This is a genomic window from Nocardia sp. NBC_00403, from assembly GCF_036046055.1.
Classification (GTDB): Bacteria; Actinomycetota; Actinomycetes; order Mycobacteriales; family Mycobacteriaceae; genus Nocardia.
Genome location: NZ_CP107939.1, coordinates 1,028,987 through 1,045,107 on the forward strand (window position 1 = coordinate 1,028,987; position 16,121 = coordinate 1,045,107).

Annotated in this window: 12 protein-coding genes and 2 pseudogenes; 8 read left to right on the forward strand and 6 right to left on the reverse strand. The window is 66.2% G+C overall.

What is annotated here, in order from left to right:
* Nucleotides 1-420: 420 nt before the first annotated feature.
* Entirely contained in the window at nt 421-2,271 is a 1,851-nt protein-coding gene (locus tag OHQ90_RS04550) for an ABC transporter ATP-binding protein (protein ID WP_442941444.1), read from the forward strand.
* A 2-nt stretch (nt 2,272-2,273) separates the two neighbouring features.
* Here the strand turns inward: OHQ90_RS04550 and OHQ90_RS04555 are convergent, their stop codons facing one another.
* Nucleotides 2,274-3,005 (reverse strand): TetR/AcrR family transcriptional regulator, encoded by a 732-nt coding sequence (locus tag OHQ90_RS04555; protein ID WP_328407638.1) that lies wholly within the window; start codon nt 3,003-3,005, stop codon nt 2,274-2,276.
* 122 nt (nt 3,006-3,127) lie between these two features.
* Between OHQ90_RS04555 and OHQ90_RS04560 the strand changes: the two genes are divergently transcribed.
* Nucleotides 3,128-3,592, forward strand: a complete 465-nt coding sequence (locus OHQ90_RS04560) for an MFS transporter (protein WP_328407640.1) — start codon at nt 3,128-3,130, stop codon at nt 3,590-3,592.
* A gap of 736 nt (nt 3,593-4,328) precedes the next feature.
* On the opposite strand, the gene OHQ90_RS04565 is transcribed toward OHQ90_RS04560, so the two are convergent.
* Nucleotides 4,329-5,324: an oxidoreductase gene (locus tag OHQ90_RS04565; RefSeq protein ID WP_328407642.1), complete on the reverse strand. Its 996-nt coding sequence runs from the start codon at nt 5,322-5,324 to the stop codon at nt 4,329-4,331.
* Between the two features lie 72 nt (nt 5,325-5,396).
* Complete coding sequence (locus OHQ90_RS04570) at nt 5,397-6,467, reverse strand: DNA polymerase IV (protein ID WP_328412541.1); 1,071 nt, start codon at nt 6,465-6,467, stop codon at nt 5,397-5,399.
* Between the two features lie 89 nt (nt 6,468-6,556).
* Between OHQ90_RS04570 and OHQ90_RS04575 the strand changes: the two genes are divergently transcribed.
* Nucleotides 6,557-7,117: a TetR/AcrR family transcriptional regulator gene (locus OHQ90_RS04575; protein ID WP_328407644.1), complete on the forward strand. Its 561-nt coding sequence runs from the start codon at nt 6,557-6,559 to the stop codon at nt 7,115-7,117.
* A gap of 53 nt (nt 7,118-7,170) precedes the next feature.
* Entirely contained in the window at nt 7,171-7,620 is a 450-nt protein-coding gene (locus OHQ90_RS04580; protein WP_328407646.1) for a PaaI family thioesterase, read from the forward strand.
* Nucleotides 7,621-7,684: 64 nt separating this feature from the next.
* Here OHQ90_RS04580 and lon read toward each other — a convergent pair whose 3' ends face one another.
* Nucleotides 7,685-10,051, reverse strand: a complete 2,367-nt coding sequence (gene lon / locus OHQ90_RS04585) for an endopeptidase La (protein WP_328412543.1) — start codon at nt 10,049-10,051, stop codon at nt 7,685-7,687.
* A gap of 355 nt (nt 10,052-10,406) precedes the next feature.
* On the opposite strand from lon, the gene OHQ90_RS04590 reads away from it, so the two are divergent.
* Together OHQ90_RS04590 and OHQ90_RS04595 are read left to right on the forward strand one after the other, a co-directional pair.
* Complete coding sequence (locus OHQ90_RS04590; RefSeq protein ID WP_328407648.1) at nt 10,407-11,180, forward strand: hypothetical protein; 774 nt, start codon at nt 10,407-10,409, stop codon at nt 11,178-11,180.
* A 56-nt stretch (nt 11,181-11,236) separates the two neighbouring features.
* A pseudogene (locus OHQ90_RS04595) lies at nt 11,237-11,572 on the forward strand (integrase core domain-containing protein); the annotation flags it as partial.
* Nucleotides 11,573-11,635: 63 nt separating this feature from the next.
* Here OHQ90_RS04595 and OHQ90_RS04600 read toward each other — a convergent pair.
* Nucleotides 11,636-12,217, reverse strand: a complete 582-nt coding sequence (locus tag OHQ90_RS04600; RefSeq protein WP_328407650.1) for a TetR/AcrR family transcriptional regulator — start codon at nt 12,215-12,217, stop codon at nt 11,636-11,638.
* Complete coding sequence (locus tag OHQ90_RS04605) at nt 12,214-12,906, reverse strand: crotonase/enoyl-CoA hydratase family protein (RefSeq protein WP_328407652.1); 693 nt, start codon at nt 12,904-12,906, stop codon at nt 12,214-12,216. Before OHQ90_RS04605 ends, OHQ90_RS04600 begins: the two co-directional genes overlap by 4 nt.
* Before the next feature lie 219 nt (nt 12,907-13,125).
* On the opposite strand from OHQ90_RS04605, the pseudogene OHQ90_RS04610 reads away from it, so the two are divergent.
* Nucleotides 13,126-14,592: pseudogene (locus OHQ90_RS04610) on the forward strand (MFS transporter).
* Between the two features lie 162 nt (nt 14,593-14,754).
* Nucleotides 14,755-16,110: a hypothetical protein gene (locus OHQ90_RS04615; protein WP_328407653.1), complete on the forward strand. Its 1,356-nt coding sequence runs from the start codon at nt 14,755-14,757 to the stop codon at nt 16,108-16,110.
* The last annotated feature ends 11 nt before the right edge of the window (nt 16,111-16,121 follow it).

The following is a 16,121-nucleotide window of genomic DNA, read 5'->3' on the forward strand; positions in this document are numbered from 1 at the left end:
GCACCGCTCGTGCGCGGGACGCGGCGAACGGGTGTACCTGACGAAGACGGGCCGAACAGGCTCGCTCGCTGGGGGTTCACCGAGCAGCGCGGGGTGCGCCGAGTGCCGTACCCCGACTGCCTCCCGCAGTTCGGGAGGCGGTGGCGCCTTCCAGCGTGGCCATCTGGCTGTGGATGCGTTTCGGGCGACTGGACACCTGTTGTTGTTGCACGTGCGCACCTGCTTGCACGGAGTGTGTGGTTGGCGCGGGGGTGTGCAGTCGGCATGGAGGCATCGGGAGCGAGCGAGGCGCCAGTGCAGGGTGGGGAATGGGCTTGCCCTAAACCTTTGTTCAGGTCTTAGTGTCGGTGGCCAGAGGTTTGATGGTGGGGAGCGAGAGGGAGTTACGACGTGAGTATCGAGTCGGTGGCTTATAGCCAGATGTATCGGCGGATGAACGCGCCCGACGAACAGCGGCCGTTCCGGCTGGCCACCGCCAAGCGGATCCTGCGATTCGCCGGGCCGCATCGGCGCCGGATCCGCGCGTTCCTGCTGTTCAGTGTGGTTTCCGCACTGTTGGCGGTGGCCACGCCGGTGCTGGCGGGGCGCGTGGTCAACGACATCGTCGGCGGCGCCGCGCCGCGGGTGGTGGTCACTCTCGCGCTCGTGATCGGCGGGCTCGCGGTGATCGACGCCGCGCTCGGCGTGATCGTGCGGTGGCTGTCCTCGCGGATCGGTGAAGGGCTGATCCTGGATCTGCGCACGGCGGTGTTCGATCACGTGCAGAGAATGCCGGTGGCGTTCTTCACACGGACGCGGACCGGTGCGCTGGTCAGCAGGCTCAACAGCGATGTGATCGGTGCGCAGCGCGCATTCAGCGACACCCTCTCCGGGGTGGTGACCAATCTGGTGACGCTGGCGCTCACGCTCGCGGTGATGGTGCGGATCTCCTGGCAGATCACGTTGCTCGCGCTGGTGCTGCTCCCGGTCTTCGTGATTCCCGCCCGCCGCATGGGCAACCGGCTCGCCGGTCTGCAGCGCGAAGCGGCCGGTCTCAATGCCGCCATGAGCACGCAGATGACCGAGCGGTTCTCCGCGCCGGGCGCGACCCTGGTGAAGCTGTTCGGTCGGCCGCAGCAGGAGTCCGACGAGTTCGCGCTGCGGGCCCGCCGGGTGCGCGATATCGGTGTGCGCACCGCAATGCTGCAGACCGTGTTCGTCACCTCGCTCACGCTGGTTTCCGCGCTCGCGCTCGCGCTGGTCTACGGACTCGGCGGCTGGTACGCACTGCGCGGCCAGCTCGACGCGGGCGCGGTAGTGTCGCTGTCGCTGCTGTTGACCAGGCTCTACACACCGCTGACGGCGCTGGCGAGCGCCCGAATGGAGGTCATGGCCGCGCTGGTGAGTTTCGAGCGGGTGTTCGAGGTGCTCGACCTGAAGCCGCTGATCGAGGACGCGCCGGGGGCGGTCGCGGTGCCCGAAGGACCGGTCGCGGTGGAGTTGGACAATGTCACCTTCGGCTATCCCTCCGCCGACAAGGTGTCGCTGGCCTCGCTGGAAGATGTTGCGACGCTGGACAGTCGCGGCGGGGTGGAAGTGCTGCACCAGGTGTCGCTGCGGGCCGAGCCCGGTCAGCTGGTCGCATTGGTCGGGTCCTCGGGCGCGGGGAAGTCCACTGTGGCCCAGCTCGTTTCCCGGCTCTACGACGTGGACGGCGGCGCGGTGCGATTGAACGGCACCGACGTGCGAGACCTGACCACGACCTCGATCCGCGAGACCGTCGGGCTCGTCACCCAGGATGGGCATCTGTTCCACGACACTGTCCGCGCCAACCTGCTGCTCGCGCGGCCGGAGGCGACCGAAGCCGAGCTGTGGGACGCCTTGGAGCGGGCCAGGTTACGCACTCTGGTGGACTCACTGCAGGACGGACTGGACACCGTCGTCGGTGAGCGCGGCTACCGGCTCTCCGGTGGCGAACGTCAGCGTCTGACCATCGCACGACTGCTGCTCAAGCAGCCGCGGGTGGTAATCCTCGACGAGGCGACCGCCTCGCTGGATTCGACCTCCGAAGCCGCCGTCCAGGAAGCACTTTCCGAAGCGCTGGCCGGGCGGACCGCGCTGGTCATCGCGCACCGGCTGTCCACGATACGCGCCGCCGACCAGATCCTGGTGCTGGAGGACGGCCGAATCGTGGAGCGCGGCACGCATACTCAGTTGCTGGCCGCCGATGGGCGCTACGCCGAGCTGTACCGCACCCAGTTCGCGCAGGACCCCGTCACCGTCGCCGCCTGAGGTCAGCGGTTGCGCCGGGATTCCAGCCCGTCCAGGATTCGATCGAGCCCGTAGGTGAACTGGCGGTCGCGCGCGGCCGCCGGGTCCTGGTTCCACGTGCCGGTCGCGTCCGTCTGCTGCAATCTCGGGTAGTCGGCGGCGGCCTGCTCGGCGGCGGGCCGCAGGCCGGCGACCAGTTCGGCCTCGGTCTGACCGCTGCGGGTCAGCAAGGTCAGCCACGCGGCCTCGCTGATACCGATGCCGATGACATAGCTGATGACGGCACCGATCGCGTCGCTGCGTTCATCCGCCGCAAATCCGCCCACTTCGAACAGCGCGAGCATGCGGTCGTTGAGCCGCATGACATTCGGGCCCAAGTACGAGAGTCCGACCTGACCGAGCGTCGAGGCCATCCACGGGTGATGCAGGATCATCGCCCGTAGACTCGCCGCGCACTGTTCGGTGGCTGTGCGCCACTGCGCCCGCGCCGCGATCTCGGGGACCCGGATCTCGCCGTACACCTCGTCGACGACCAATTCGATGAGCTCGTCGCGGTTGGCCACATGCCGGTACAGCGAGGTGGCGCCCGCATTGAGGCGGGCGCCGAGCTGACGCATGCTCAGCGCTTCTATGCCTTCGGCGTCCAAGAGCGCGACGGCCTCCGCCACGATCTGTTCTCTGGTCAGCGCAGGCTGTTCCCTGCCACGCCGCGGGCGCGTCCAGACCGATCCGACCTGCTGCTTCTCGACGGGCATGTCGACTCCTTTCGATGCCGTCAGCATAGCGCACGACGTTCACAGTTGCGAACGATCGGCACTATTGCGTACAGTGTTCGCATGATAAAGCACCGTACGCAACACTGTCGAGAGAGCTTCCGATGGACGCGATCGAGGCCCGTAACCCGCGGCGCTGGTGGATCCTGATCGTGCCGTGCCTCAGCACGTTGGTCCTGGTCATCGATAACTTCGTGCTGGCGGTCACGGTGCCGCCGCCGGCCGAGGATCTGGACGCGAGCGCCCAGGACATCCAGTGGTTCCTGGACTCCTACATCCTCGTCTTCGCGAGCATGCTGCTCACGGCGGGCAGCCTCGCCGACCAGTTCGGCAGGCACCGGGTGATGATCATCGGCCTCGGCCTCTTCGGACTGGCCTCACTGGTCGCGACCCTGGCCGCCAACCCCGCCGAACTGATCGCCGCGCGGGCCGTAATGGGCATCGGCGGCGCGCTGGCGCTGCCGAGCACGCTGTCGATTCTGATCACCGTGTTCGACGATGAAGCAGAGCCCCAGGAAGCAGACCCGGTCACCGAAGAACCCGGCCCCGAGCCGGCAATCACCAAGTAGCCCAACCAAATGCACTGAAGCCCGTCCCGGGCTTCGGTGATCGAGGGTAGTCAAATGGCGGCTCGGACTCGCCTCTCGAACCACCATTTCACTACCCTCGATACAGAAAGGCCCGAGAACGCCACCACAGCCAGTCCGCACGCTGGAAGGTGTGGGCCTGGCTCCAAAAGCTGCGGAAGAGAAAGCCGGGTACCCCACCTGACGTGCTCAGCACCACCCCGGCAAAACCACTGGACGGCACACGATCCCGGACCGCGAGCCCGAGGAGTCCGTGCAGGACCACCACCCCGAACCGCAGCCTGACCAACCCAATGTCAACCAAGACTTGGGTAGCGTTCCCTGTCCGGGCAACCGGACTCACCTCCCAGCGGGTCAACGAGCAGTGCCGGGCACGTCGCCTGCCGTACCCGACTTTCTCTCCCGCAACCCGGGTAGCCAGGCACACAGCTTCCAGCGTGAGGACTGGCTGTGGTTACGTTGCCGGACCTTCCACTAGCGACGGACCGTCAGCCGCAGCTCCGCATACTCAGCACAGATGCCCGAAGCCTGATCAGGCAGACACATGGCTTCCAGCGGGCGAAATAGCTGTGGTTACGTTGCCGGACCTTCCACTAGCGACGGACCGTCAGCCGCAGCTCCGCATACTCAGCACAGATGCCCGAAGCCTGATCAGGCAGACACATGGCTTCCAGCGGGCGAAATAGCTGTGGTTCCGTTGTCGGACGGTTCGGCTTGATCAGAATTCGCCCGCGACGCCGAAGACCGTGCGGCCGGAGTGGGTGCCGCTCTGGATGGAGCGCAGTACTTGTTCGGCGTCCGTGATGGGGGACAAGTGCTCGATCGTCGAAAGATGTTGGGGCCGAAGGTCGTTGCCGAGGCGAGCCCACAGAGCGCGGCGCTTGTCGCTGGGGACATAGGCGGAGTCGATGCCGAGGAGGGCGACGCCGCGCAGGATGAAGGGCATGACGGTGGTCGGCAGCTCCGAGCCGCCGGTGAGGCCGCTGACCGCCACTGCGCCGCCGTAGCCGATTGCGCTGAGAATGTAGGCGAGGGATTTGCCGCCGACGCTGTCCACGGCACCGGCCCACGCGGCCTTCGTCAGGGGGCGCAGTGTGGCGTCCGGGTCCGCCGGCAGCCTGCCGATCACGTCGTTGGCGCCCAGTTCGGCGAGCAGGTCGGCCGCGTCGGTTTTGCCGGTGGAGGCGATCACTTCGAAACCGAGACCGGACAGGATGTCGATGGCGACGCTGCCGACGCCGCCGGTCGCGCCGGTGACGAGCACCGGGCCGGCTTCCGGGGTGAGCTCGCGATCGAGCAGCCCTTGCACGCTCAAAGCGGCGGTGAAGCCGGCGGTACCGAGCGCGGCGGCGTCGCGGGTGCTCAGGCCGTCGAGCTTCACGACCCAATCGGCGGGCACCCTGGCGTACTCGGCGAAGCCGCCGTTGTGCGAGACGCCGATGTCGTAGCCGTGCGCCACCACCAGATCACCGGGGGCGAAGTCGTCGTCCTCGGAAGAGACGACCTCACCGGTGATATCGATGCCGGGGATGATCGGGTATTTCCGGACTACACCGCCGCCGGGGGTGATCGCCAGGCCGTCCTTGAAGTTCGCACTCGAGTAATGCACTTTGATCGTCACATCGCCGGGCCCGAGGAAGTCCTCGTCGACCTGTTGCCGCGTGAGCACGATCCCGCTGTCCGATTCGTGTGCCACCATCGCCCAGAACTCCATGCCGACGAGCATACGAGCGGCGGCATGCGCTGGGGCAGAACTTGCCGTCGAACGGGGTCGGCGGCACGTCGATCATTCCGGCACGAGTTCGAGGCGGACGCCGAGCAGCCGAATGGGGCGGTCCAGGTCGAAGCGGTCGATGATGCGGAGCGCGGTTTCCACGATCCCGGCGATATCGGCGGTCGGCTCCGGAAGCTTCGCCTGTTTGCTGCGGGTGTAGAAGGTGTTGGTCCGGACGGTGACCGAGACCCGGATGCTGATGCGACCGGCCTCGGCCATCTCCTCGGCGACCTCGGTGGCCATTCGTGCGACCTGGGCGCGGATGTCGCCGGGATCGGTGAGGTCGTGTGGGAAGGTCTCGGACTTGCTGCGGCCCACCGGAACTCGCGGTTCGGTCGTCACATCGGTGTCGCCCTTGCCGTGCCCGAGCACCCAGAAGTACGGGCCGGTGTTGGGGCCGAACTCGGCGGCGAGGCGATGCCGGTCTGCCGCCATCAGATCGGCGACCGTCTCGATGCCGAGTTCGGCCATGCGGGCCGCGATCCGATTTCCGATGCCCCACAGGGCATGCGTCGGCCGGTGCGCCATCACCTCGGTCCAGTTCGCCGCGGTGAGCCGGAAGACGCCCTCGGCCGTACCCGCGCCGTCGTCCGGTTCCGCCGAGGACTTGCCTGCGGACTTGGCGAAACCGGTGGCGAGTTTGGCGGTCAGCTTGTTGTCGCCGATACCGATGGAACAGGTGAGATCCAATTCCGCTATGGCACTGCGGATCTCGCGCGCCAATGCCTCCGGGTCGTCGGTGTCGGCGGCGAGGAATGCCTCGTCCCAGCCCCACACTTCGACGCGCCCCGGAAAGGTCCGCAGCAGCGACATCACCTCGTCGGACGCCTCCTCATAAGTGGCCATGTCCAAGGGCAGGAAAACAGCGTCGGGGCATTTGCGCTGCGCACTGCGCAGGGCCATCCCGGCACGGACGCCGAACGCGCGGGCCGGGTAGGACGCACAGGTCACCACCTTGCGTGGTTCGGTCGGGTCACCGTTGCCGCCGACGATGACCGGCAGTCCGCGCAGCTCTGGATGACGGCGGAACTCCACCGCCGCCTGAAACTGATCGAGATCGACGTGCAACAGCCATCTGGCCACCTGTCCGTCATACCGCACGACACCGACAAGCTGCAGATATTCCACCCAGACCCATTGCGTCACCCGAAAAACAGAACTAAATTCTGGATATGAAGATTCGAGATCGGTTGCTGCTGGCAGCCGAGCGGCAGTTCGCGGAACGGGGGGCGCTCGAGACGACACTGACCCAGATCCGCGACGCGGCGGGTGCGAGCGTCGGCGCGCTCTATCACCACTTCCCGGACAAGGCCGATCTGTACCGCGAGGTGTGGGCGCACGCACTCACCGACTATCAGCGGCACTTCTGGCGCGCGGTCGGCGACAGCACCGACGCACGGGAGGGCATCACAGCGGGCGTGCGCGAGCATCTGCGCTGGGTTGCCGAAAACCAATACCGGGCAAAGGTTCTCACCGCAGCACGGCCGCCGGGGGTACGCGAGAGCGAGAGCAACCGCGAATTCATGACGAATGTGACGCGCTGGTGGCGGACCCATGCCGGGTACGGCGCGGTGCGCGATCTGAGCCTAGATCTCGTCTATGCCCTGTGGCTGGGCCCCGCCCAGGAGTACACGCGGCAGTGGCTCGGCGGTGACATGCGCATCGCACCACGGGATGTCGCCGACGAACTGGCCGAGGCTGCCTGGCAGTCGCTCGGCGTCTCGAATCACTGAGCAACCGGAACCGAAATCCGCACGAACCCGAAATCCGCACGAACGGAGCACCGATGACCGCCGATACGTTCACCCTCGACATCGAACTCGCCAAGCAGGTGCTGGCCGGCCAGCCCTTCGCCGAACTGGTCGGCACCGAGCTCACCGCGTTCGGCGACGGCGCCGCCACGCTGGTCGTGCCGATCCGCAAGGAACTCGGCCAGCAATTCGGTTTCGTGCACGGCGGCGTGCTGTCCTATCTTGCCGACAATGCGCTGACCTTCGCGGCCGGAACGGTCCTCGGGGCAAACGTGCTGACCGGCGGCTTCACCATCACCTACCTGCGTCCGGCCGCGGGCCTCCGGCTGCGCGCCGAGGCGGTCGTCAGCGGGTCGACCCGCCGCCAAGCCGTCGTCAACTGCGAAATCTTTGCCGAGAGCGACGATTCCGAGCCGGTACTGTGCGCCCTCGCCCAGGGCACCACCCGCACTGTGGAACGGGACCTGCCGAACAACGGCATCTGATCGGTTCGCGAGACGAAAAACGGGCCGTGCACGGAATTCTCGTGCACGGCCCGTTTCGGCCGGATCAGGCGGTGGCCGCCAGGGTGCGGCCGTCCAACGCCGGCTCGGCGACCGGTTCGATGGCGTAGGCCAGGATGTCGGCGACGTCGGCGACGGGGCGAACATCCAAGGCCGCCAGCACATCTGCGGGGACATCGTCCAGGTCCGGCTCGTTGCGGGCCGGGATGAACACCGTCTTCAGACCGGCGCGCTGAGCGGCGAGCAACTTCTGCTTCACGCCGCCGATCGGCAGCACCCTACCGTTCAGCGTGACCTCACCGGTCATGCCGACATCGGCACGGACCTGCCTGCCCAATGCGAGCGACACCAGCGCGGTGACCATGGTGACGCCCGCCGAAGGACCGTCCTTCGGCACCGCGCCCGCCGGGAAGTGCACGTGGATATTGCGATCGAGCACCGACGGTTCGATGCCGATCTCTTCCAGGTGCGAGCGCACATAGGTCAGGGCGATCTGCGCCGACTCCTTCATCACATCGCCGAGTTGACCGGTCAGGGTGAGCGACCGCTCGCCCTCCGCGGCATTGGCCTCGATGTAGAGGACGTCGCCGCCGAGACCGGTTACCGCCAGTCCGGTTGCCACACCCGGCACCGCGGTACGTTCCACCGAGTCGGGGGTGAATCGCGGACGGCCCAGGTATTCCTTCAGATCGCCCAGGTCGATCGTCAGCGCGTCATCCGGTGCGGATTTCACCGCGTCATAGCCCAGTTCTGCGCCATAACCCAGATCGGTCACCACCGATTCGGCTGCGGCCGAGTCGGTTCCGACCTCCGACAGCCGAGTCGCCGCCTTACGCAACGCCTTCGCGATCAGCCGTTCCAGCTGTCGCACACCGGCTTCCCTGGTGTAGTTCGCGGCGATCTCACGCAGTGCCGCGTCGGTGATGGTCACCTCGTCGGTGGTCAGTGCGTTGCGTTCCAGCTGCCTCGGCACCAGGAAGTCGCGGGCGATGTCGACCTTGTCGTCCTCGGTGTAGCCGTCGACGGTGATCAGTTCCATCCGGTCCAGCAGCGGGCCGGGGATGGTGTCCATGACATTGGCCGTCGCGATGAAAAGCACATCCGACAGGTCCAGATCCAGATCCAGGTAGTGGTCGCGGAAGGTGTGGTTCTGCGCCGGATCGAGCACCTCGAGCAATGCGGCCGCCGGATCGCCACGGAAGTCGGAGCCGACCTTGTCGATCTCATCCAGCAGGACAACGGGATTCATCGAACCCGCCTCCTTCATCGCACGCACGATCCGACCGGGCAGCGCGCCGACGTAGGTGCGGCGGTGGCCACGGATCTCCGCCTCGTCGCGCACGCCGCCGAGGGCGACGCGAACGAACTTGCGGCCCATGGCTCGTGCCACGGACTCACCCAGCGAGGTCTTGCCGACACCGGGCGGACCGACCAGCGCGAGCACCGCGCCCGAGCCGCGCCCACCGACAACCTCCAGACCACGAGAGGCCCGCCGGGAACGCACCGCCAGGTACTCGACCATGCGGTCCTTCACCTCGTCGAGTCCGTGGTGATCGGCGTCCAGTACCGCACGGGCAGCCGAGACATCGGTGCTGTCAGTAGTTTTCACTGTCCACGGCAGTTCGAGCACGGTGTCGAGCCAGGTTCGGATCCAGCCGGATTCCGGGCTATGATCGCTGGCCCGCTCCAGCCTGCCGACCTCGCGCAAGGCCTCCGCGCGGATGTCCTCGGGCAGATCCGCCTGCTCGACCCTGGTCCGGTAGTCGTCGGCGCCATCGGGCTCGTCTTCGCCGAGTTCCTTGCGAATGGCGTTGAGTTGCTGACGCAGCAGGAATTCGCGTTGGCTCTTCTCCAGGCCCTCGCGCACGTCGTCGCTGATCTTCTCGGTGACCTCGGCCTCGGCGATATGCGCCTTGGTCCATTCGATCAGCGTGGTCAAACGCTTGCCGGCCTCGGGGGTTTCGAGCAGTTCCCGCTTCTGGTCGTTGCTCAGATACGGTGCGTAGCCCGCAGTGTCGGCGATCGCCGACGGGTCGGTCAACTGATTGACCGCGTCGATGATCTGCCAGGCCTCGCGGCGCTGCAGCACCGAGACGACCAGCTTCTTGTATTCGGCCGCAAGTTCTTTGGTGCGCCCATCGGCCGCGGGCGATTCGACCGCTTCGGCCTCGACCCACAGCGCAGCGCCCGGCCCGGTCACCCCGTGGCCGATCTTCGCGCGCCGTTCGGCCTTCAGCACCGCGGCCGGCGCGCCGCCGCGCATCCGTCCGACCTGTTCGATGGTGGCGACGACGCCGTAGGAGGCGTAGCCCTCGGTCAGTCGCGGCGCGAGCAGCACCGCTTCGGTCTTCGCCGCCCGCGCGGCGTCGATGGCGGCCTGCGCCGATTCGTCCAGTTCGATGGGCACGACCATGCCCGGCAGCACGATCGGATCGGTCAGGAACAGCACCGGCAGGTTCTGTGGTGTAGTCACGTGTTCGACCCTTCCAAAAGTTGAGCGATGCCCAGTCAACCCCGGCGGTTCCACGTTTGTTCCGGCCTACTCGCCACGTTCGCTCAGGGCGAATCGTCGAATATCGGCGAGAGTCTCGGTCCAGCCGCTACACCTCTCCCAGCGGCCATCCAGCCGGCGCGACCGGTATCGATGTCTCCAGAGACAAGTCGATGGAACCAATCGCCCACTCGCCACGTCCAACCATGTTGTAAGACGCGAGACGTCGATCGCTGAACGAGAGCGATCGCACTGAATCGATGAAGATGGGCGGACTATGGGCGATGTCGACCCGGTGGCGGGGCAGATCGAGCGGCCGCAGGAAGCGCCGATCCACACCAGGGGTATTGCGGCGTCGACGGACCAGTCTGTCGCTGTCGAGGTCGGAGCCAACGGTGCGCTGCATGCGATTCGACTCGATGAAAACGGTGAGCGACTGCCTTCCCGTGACTTGATCGTACGGATCATCGAGTTACATGCGATTGCGCTGAGCGAGGCGGGCAGCGCGATGAGAGTTTCCGTCGCACAGCTGGATGGCGATCCGCGGATACAACAGCAGCGAGAGCGAGTCGCGGATGCGCTCGAAGGTCCGGCGACGCCGGAGAAGCCAACATCCACCCGTGATTCGCAGAGCACTGGTAATCACGCTGATTCCGAATGTCCGTCGGAGCCGGGGTCCCATCACTGCCCCGATGTGTTGGAGCCCACCATTGCGGACCGACAATTTTCATCGGGCAACGCTGCGGTTCAGGATGTGCACGACCACGGGGTGATCGAACCTCACCTGAACGCGATGCCCGACACGACGGACGTGTACCCACCGCCAGATCACAGCTGGATCAGGCCCCGGCCTGTTGCTCGGCGCGCCCACCAGCGGCCGGACGCCGCACCGAAACCCGCACCGCCCGAGCCGATCCGCCCTACCCCCGCCTGGCCCGACCCCGCAGAGTATCTGGAGCCGATGTTCCCCGAGGGAAACGTCAACTACGACGATCTCGCCTTCGCAGGCGATCTCCTCTGGGACAGCTGGCGCACAGACCCATGCGACTAGGCCGACTACCGTTCCGGATTCCCATTCGGACGCCTGCTCGTCGAGTGCGAATCCAACGCCCTCGGACCTGGTTCGCCGGTCACGGCATCGAGATCCGAAAAGTATCGACCGACAACGGATCCTGCCATCGGTCACGCACCTTCGCCACCGGACCGGGACCGGTCACCCACATACGCACCCCCTACCGACCCCAGACGAATGGAAAAGTGGAACGCTTCCACCGCACCCTGGCTGACGAATGGGCCTACGTCGAGCTCTACCGCCGCGACGAACAACGATGTGCAGCCTTCACCACCTGGCTCCACACCTACAATCACCACCGCGGCCACACCGCACTCGCAGGCCACCCGCCCGCTAGCCGCGTTACTAACCTCTCAGGTCAGTACAGCTAGCCCAGCACGAGACAGACAGCTCAGGCATGGGCACAGGTCGTGTCAGCCGGAAGGCAGGTTGGCTCAGCCATGAGGTGCCGAAGCAATGGCTTGTAGTGCCGCGACGGCCGCCTGACGCAGCGTCGAGGCCAGTGCCGAGGGCGGCGTTTCGACCGTGCCGCGCACCCATTGCCTGCAGTACTCCTGGGCGGGACCGATCCAGATCGCGTGCGCGAGGGGGTAGCCGGTCGAAGGGGTCAGGCCGAGCTGCTCGTAGCGGCGGCCGAGCGCCGCGAAGAATTCTCGATTCGGGTCCGCCAGTGCGGGCCTAGCCTCGCGTGCCACTTCCTCAGGGAGGGTGGCGAAGAGGAAGCGGGCCAGCTCGCGATGCTGCTGCACCCAGTCCAGGTGGGCATCGAGCATCGCGACAAGTGCCGCCATCGGGTCGGTCTCCGAGTCCAGTGCCGCGAGTGCGGCGCGCTGATAGTCGCGCATGCCGTCGACGTAGACGGCGGCGGCGAGCGCAGGCTTGGACGCAAAGGCATGGAACATGCTGCCGCTGGACAAGCCGAGCGCCTCGCGCACAGCGGTGATGGTGAAGCGGGTGTAGCCGTTGTCGAGCAGCTGACGGGTCGCTTCGGCGCGGATCCGGTCGCGAGTGTTCATGTGGTGGCGGGGAATTCGGTGTCGATGCCGGAACGCACGGCGGCGAGCACGGCGGCGCGGACTCGTTGCTTGGTGCCTTGATGCGCGGCCATCACGAGGCCGGTCAACCGGGCCGCCTCCGACTGAGCCCTTGGTGCCAGTTCGGCCGGATCGGGCACCAGGTCGTCGAGGAAACCAAGTCGCACTGCGTCCTGCGGGCTGTATAGCGCGCCGGTGAGGGTGGCGCGATCGAATCCGGGTGCGGTCAGCTTGTGGCGAGCCACCTCGACGCCGTAGTGCGGAATCGTCAATCCGATCGCGACCTCGTTGAGGCCGAATTTGAAACGGCCCTCGACCCCTATCCGCAGGTCGGCGGCGAGCATCAGGAACGCGCCCTGAGCGATGGCATGACCGGTGCAGGCGACAACGACCGGATGAGGGAAGCCCAGCATGCGATGCACCAGGTCGCCGCCGGCACGCAAGGTCCTGGTGATCGTCTCGGGATCGCCCTCGAACATGGCCAGGTCGTATCCGGCGGAGAACACGCCGGGACGGCCCTCGAGCACCACCACCGCAGCGTCGGCTTCGGCGCGGTCGAATGCGGACCGCAGCGCGGCGAGCATCGGCTCCGTCATCACGTTGACCTTGCCGTCGTCCATGGTCAGCGTCGCAATTCCGTTGTCGAACCGGTAGTCCACGAGATCGGTCACGACTGCCTCCAGAATAGAGTGACTCTCTAGAGAGACACTCTAGCCAGCCCGTAGGCGGAAGGGAAGATCACAGGCGACCCGGTCATACTGCGCCGGAAAGCGGCCACGGCATCGAATCCCGACATATCCAGCCTTGAATGGAACGAAGTATTCTGTTTTAATGAAACGGAACTAAACATTCCGTTCTATTCGGATCGGAGCTCGCTCCAGGAGGCGCACGTGACCACTGTCATCGAAGATCCACACGTCGAAACCACCACGGCCGCCGCCGAATCGGATGTCGAGCAGCGCTACCCCCGCCGCTGGCTCGGCCTCATCGCCATCCTCGCCGCCACGCTGCTCAACCTGCTCGACGCGACCATCGTCAATGTCGCGGCGCCCTCGATCCGGGCCGAACTCGGCGGCTCGGCCGCCACCATTCAGTGGCTGGCCGCCGGGTACACGCTGGCACTCGCGGTCGGGCTGCTCACCGGTGGGCGGCTCGGCGACATGTTCGGACGCAAGCGGGTGATGCTGGTCGGGTTGATCGGCTTTCTCGTCACGTCACTGCTGTGCGGCGTGGCAGGCTCGATCGAGACGCTGCTGATCGGCCGGGTGGCGCAGTGACTGTTCGCGGCGATCATGGTGCCGCAGTGCTTCGGACTCATCCGCGATCTGTTCGGCCGCGAACTCGGCAAGGCCTACGCGGCTTTCGGCCCGCTCATCGGAGTCGCGACCATCGCGGGACCGATCGTGGCCGGGCTGCTCGTCGACGCCGATCTGCTCGGGGCGGGCTGGCGGTCGATCTTCCTGATGAACCTGCCGCTCGGCGCGGTCGCGCTGGCACTGGGCAGCTGGATTCTGCCATCCGGATCGCCGATCGAGGGCATGCGTCTGGACCTGCGCGGCGCGCTCATCGCGGGCACCGGAATGAGTCTGCTGCTGTACCCGCTCGTCGAGGGCCGCGAGCTGGGCTGGCCGTGGTGGTCGGTGGCGATGTTGATCGCGTCGGTCCCGATGCTCGGCCTCTTCGCTCGCGATCAGATCCGCCGATCACGCACCGGCCGCACCGCGCTGATCGAAATGAGCGTCTTCGCCAAGCGGTCCTACACCTCCGGCATCGGATTCGTGATGGTCTTCTTCGGCGGCATCGCCGGATTCTCGCTGGCGATCGGCCTTTTCCTGCAGATGGGCCTCGGCTTCGGTCCGCTGAAGGCCAGCCTCACGATGGCGCCGTGGGCGCTGGGGGCGTTCCTCGGATCCGGCGCGAGCGCCGGCCTTGCCCCCAGGCTCGGCCGCATGGTGCTGCACCTGGGACTGCTCGGCATGGCGGTCGGCCTGGTGGCGTTGTTCTTCCAGTTCGGCGGCACCGAAGCCCCGGCACCGTCGGCATTCGCACCGGCTCTGCTGGTTTACGGCCTCGGCATGGGTCTGATCTTCGTCCCGCTGTTCGGCATCATCGTCGGCGATCTGGAGGATCACGAGGTCGGCTCGGCCTCGGGGCTACTCGAGTCTTTCCAGCAGGGCGCGGCGGCACTCGGCGTGGCGGGGCTCGGTTCGATCTTCTTCGGCCGGTTCGCGGTCGGCGATGGGGTGGGCGCGGCGCTGACGGCGGCGCAGACGATCACCAGCGTGGCGATCCTGCTCACGGTGGTGTCCTTCGCGGTGGTCTTCGGTCTGCCGAAGCAGGCCAACGAGCCGCACTGAGCAGGCGCTCGCATCGACGCGACCCCGGACTCCGACCGAGTTCGGGGTCGCGTCGTGAGCCGTCACGAGCCGCACCGGACCCGCGTTGACACTCGCCGGAGCCAATGAGAATGTTGGGGCCTCGATATGTCACTACCCGGTCAGCACTAGGGAGACCCCGCGATGTCAGTGATCGCCTCCGGTGTATTCATCGACTGGGAAGATCTGACCGGACAGTCCAAGTTCACCGTCGATCTGATTACTTTCCCTATATTCAGCGCATTGGCGGGCTGGCTCACCAACTGGACCGGCGTGCTGATGTTGTTCTGGCCCGTCGCATTCCGTGGTGTCCGGATCCCGGGTCTGCACGTGTTGTATCCCTATTTCCCGCGCCGGGTCCAGGTGCTGCCGACATTTTCGGGAGACGGGCGCAGGCTCGGATTCCAGGGATTCATTCCGGCGCGCGCAGAAAAGATGGCAAGCATCTGTGTCGATAAGGCGTTGATGCGGATCGGCAGCCCGAAGGATTTCATCCACGAACTGGATTTGGACGGAATCGCCGACTACATAGCAATACTCGCGAGCAAACAGGTGCAGCCGCTGGTCGACGAGCTGATGCGCCGGGAGAACCCGGATCTGTGGCGCACCATGCCGCGCGCGATGAAGCAGCTTGTCTATCAAAGAGTGGATCGCGAACTACCCGCCCTGTGCAGGCGCGCCTTCGAATCACTTGGTGACAATGTCGATCAGCTCATCGATATCAAGAGTTTCGTCATCCGGTACCTGCGGGAGAATCCGTACATCCTGAAGGACCTGACCACCACCATCGCGGCGCCCGAACTGAAGTTCATGGTGCGAGTCGGTTTGCTCGGCGCACCGTTCGGCCTGCTGCTCGCTCTGTATCTGCATGCACACGGCCATATTCCGGTGCTCGGCTGGGTGCCGGGCTGGGTGATCGTGCTGCTTGCGGGCGGGGCGATCGGCGTCATCGTGAATGTGATCGCGGTCAAGATGGTGTTCGAGCCGGGTGATCCGCAGCCGCGCTACAAGTACTTGTGGCGGCAGGCGCTGCTGGCCAAGCGGCAGCCACAGGCCGCGACCGACCTCGCGCACATTCTTGCCTATCAGGTGTTGACCCTGCCGAATCTGTCGAAGGAACTGCTCGAGGGCCCCAACGGCGACAAGACCCGCCGGCTGCTGGAGCGATTGATCGCCGACGAGATCCATCGCCAGCTCGGCCCGACCACCTCGTTGGTGCGCGCGGCCTTCGGACGCCGCCAGTTCGACAACCTCAAGGTCGGCGCGGCAGGCGCGGCGGTCGGCTTGGCGCCGAGTCTGGTCGAGGACGAGGTGTTCACCCGCGAGCAGGCGAAAAAGATCGATGAATTCGCCGCCCGCAAGCTTCAGACCCTGACACCGGGTGAGTTCATGGAGATGTTCTACGCCTCGGTCGAGCAAGACGCCTGGCTGCTCTATCTGCACGGCGCAGTGCTGGGCCTGGCCGTGGGGGCGACCCACCTGCTCGTTTTCGGTTGGTAACCACCTCGCCT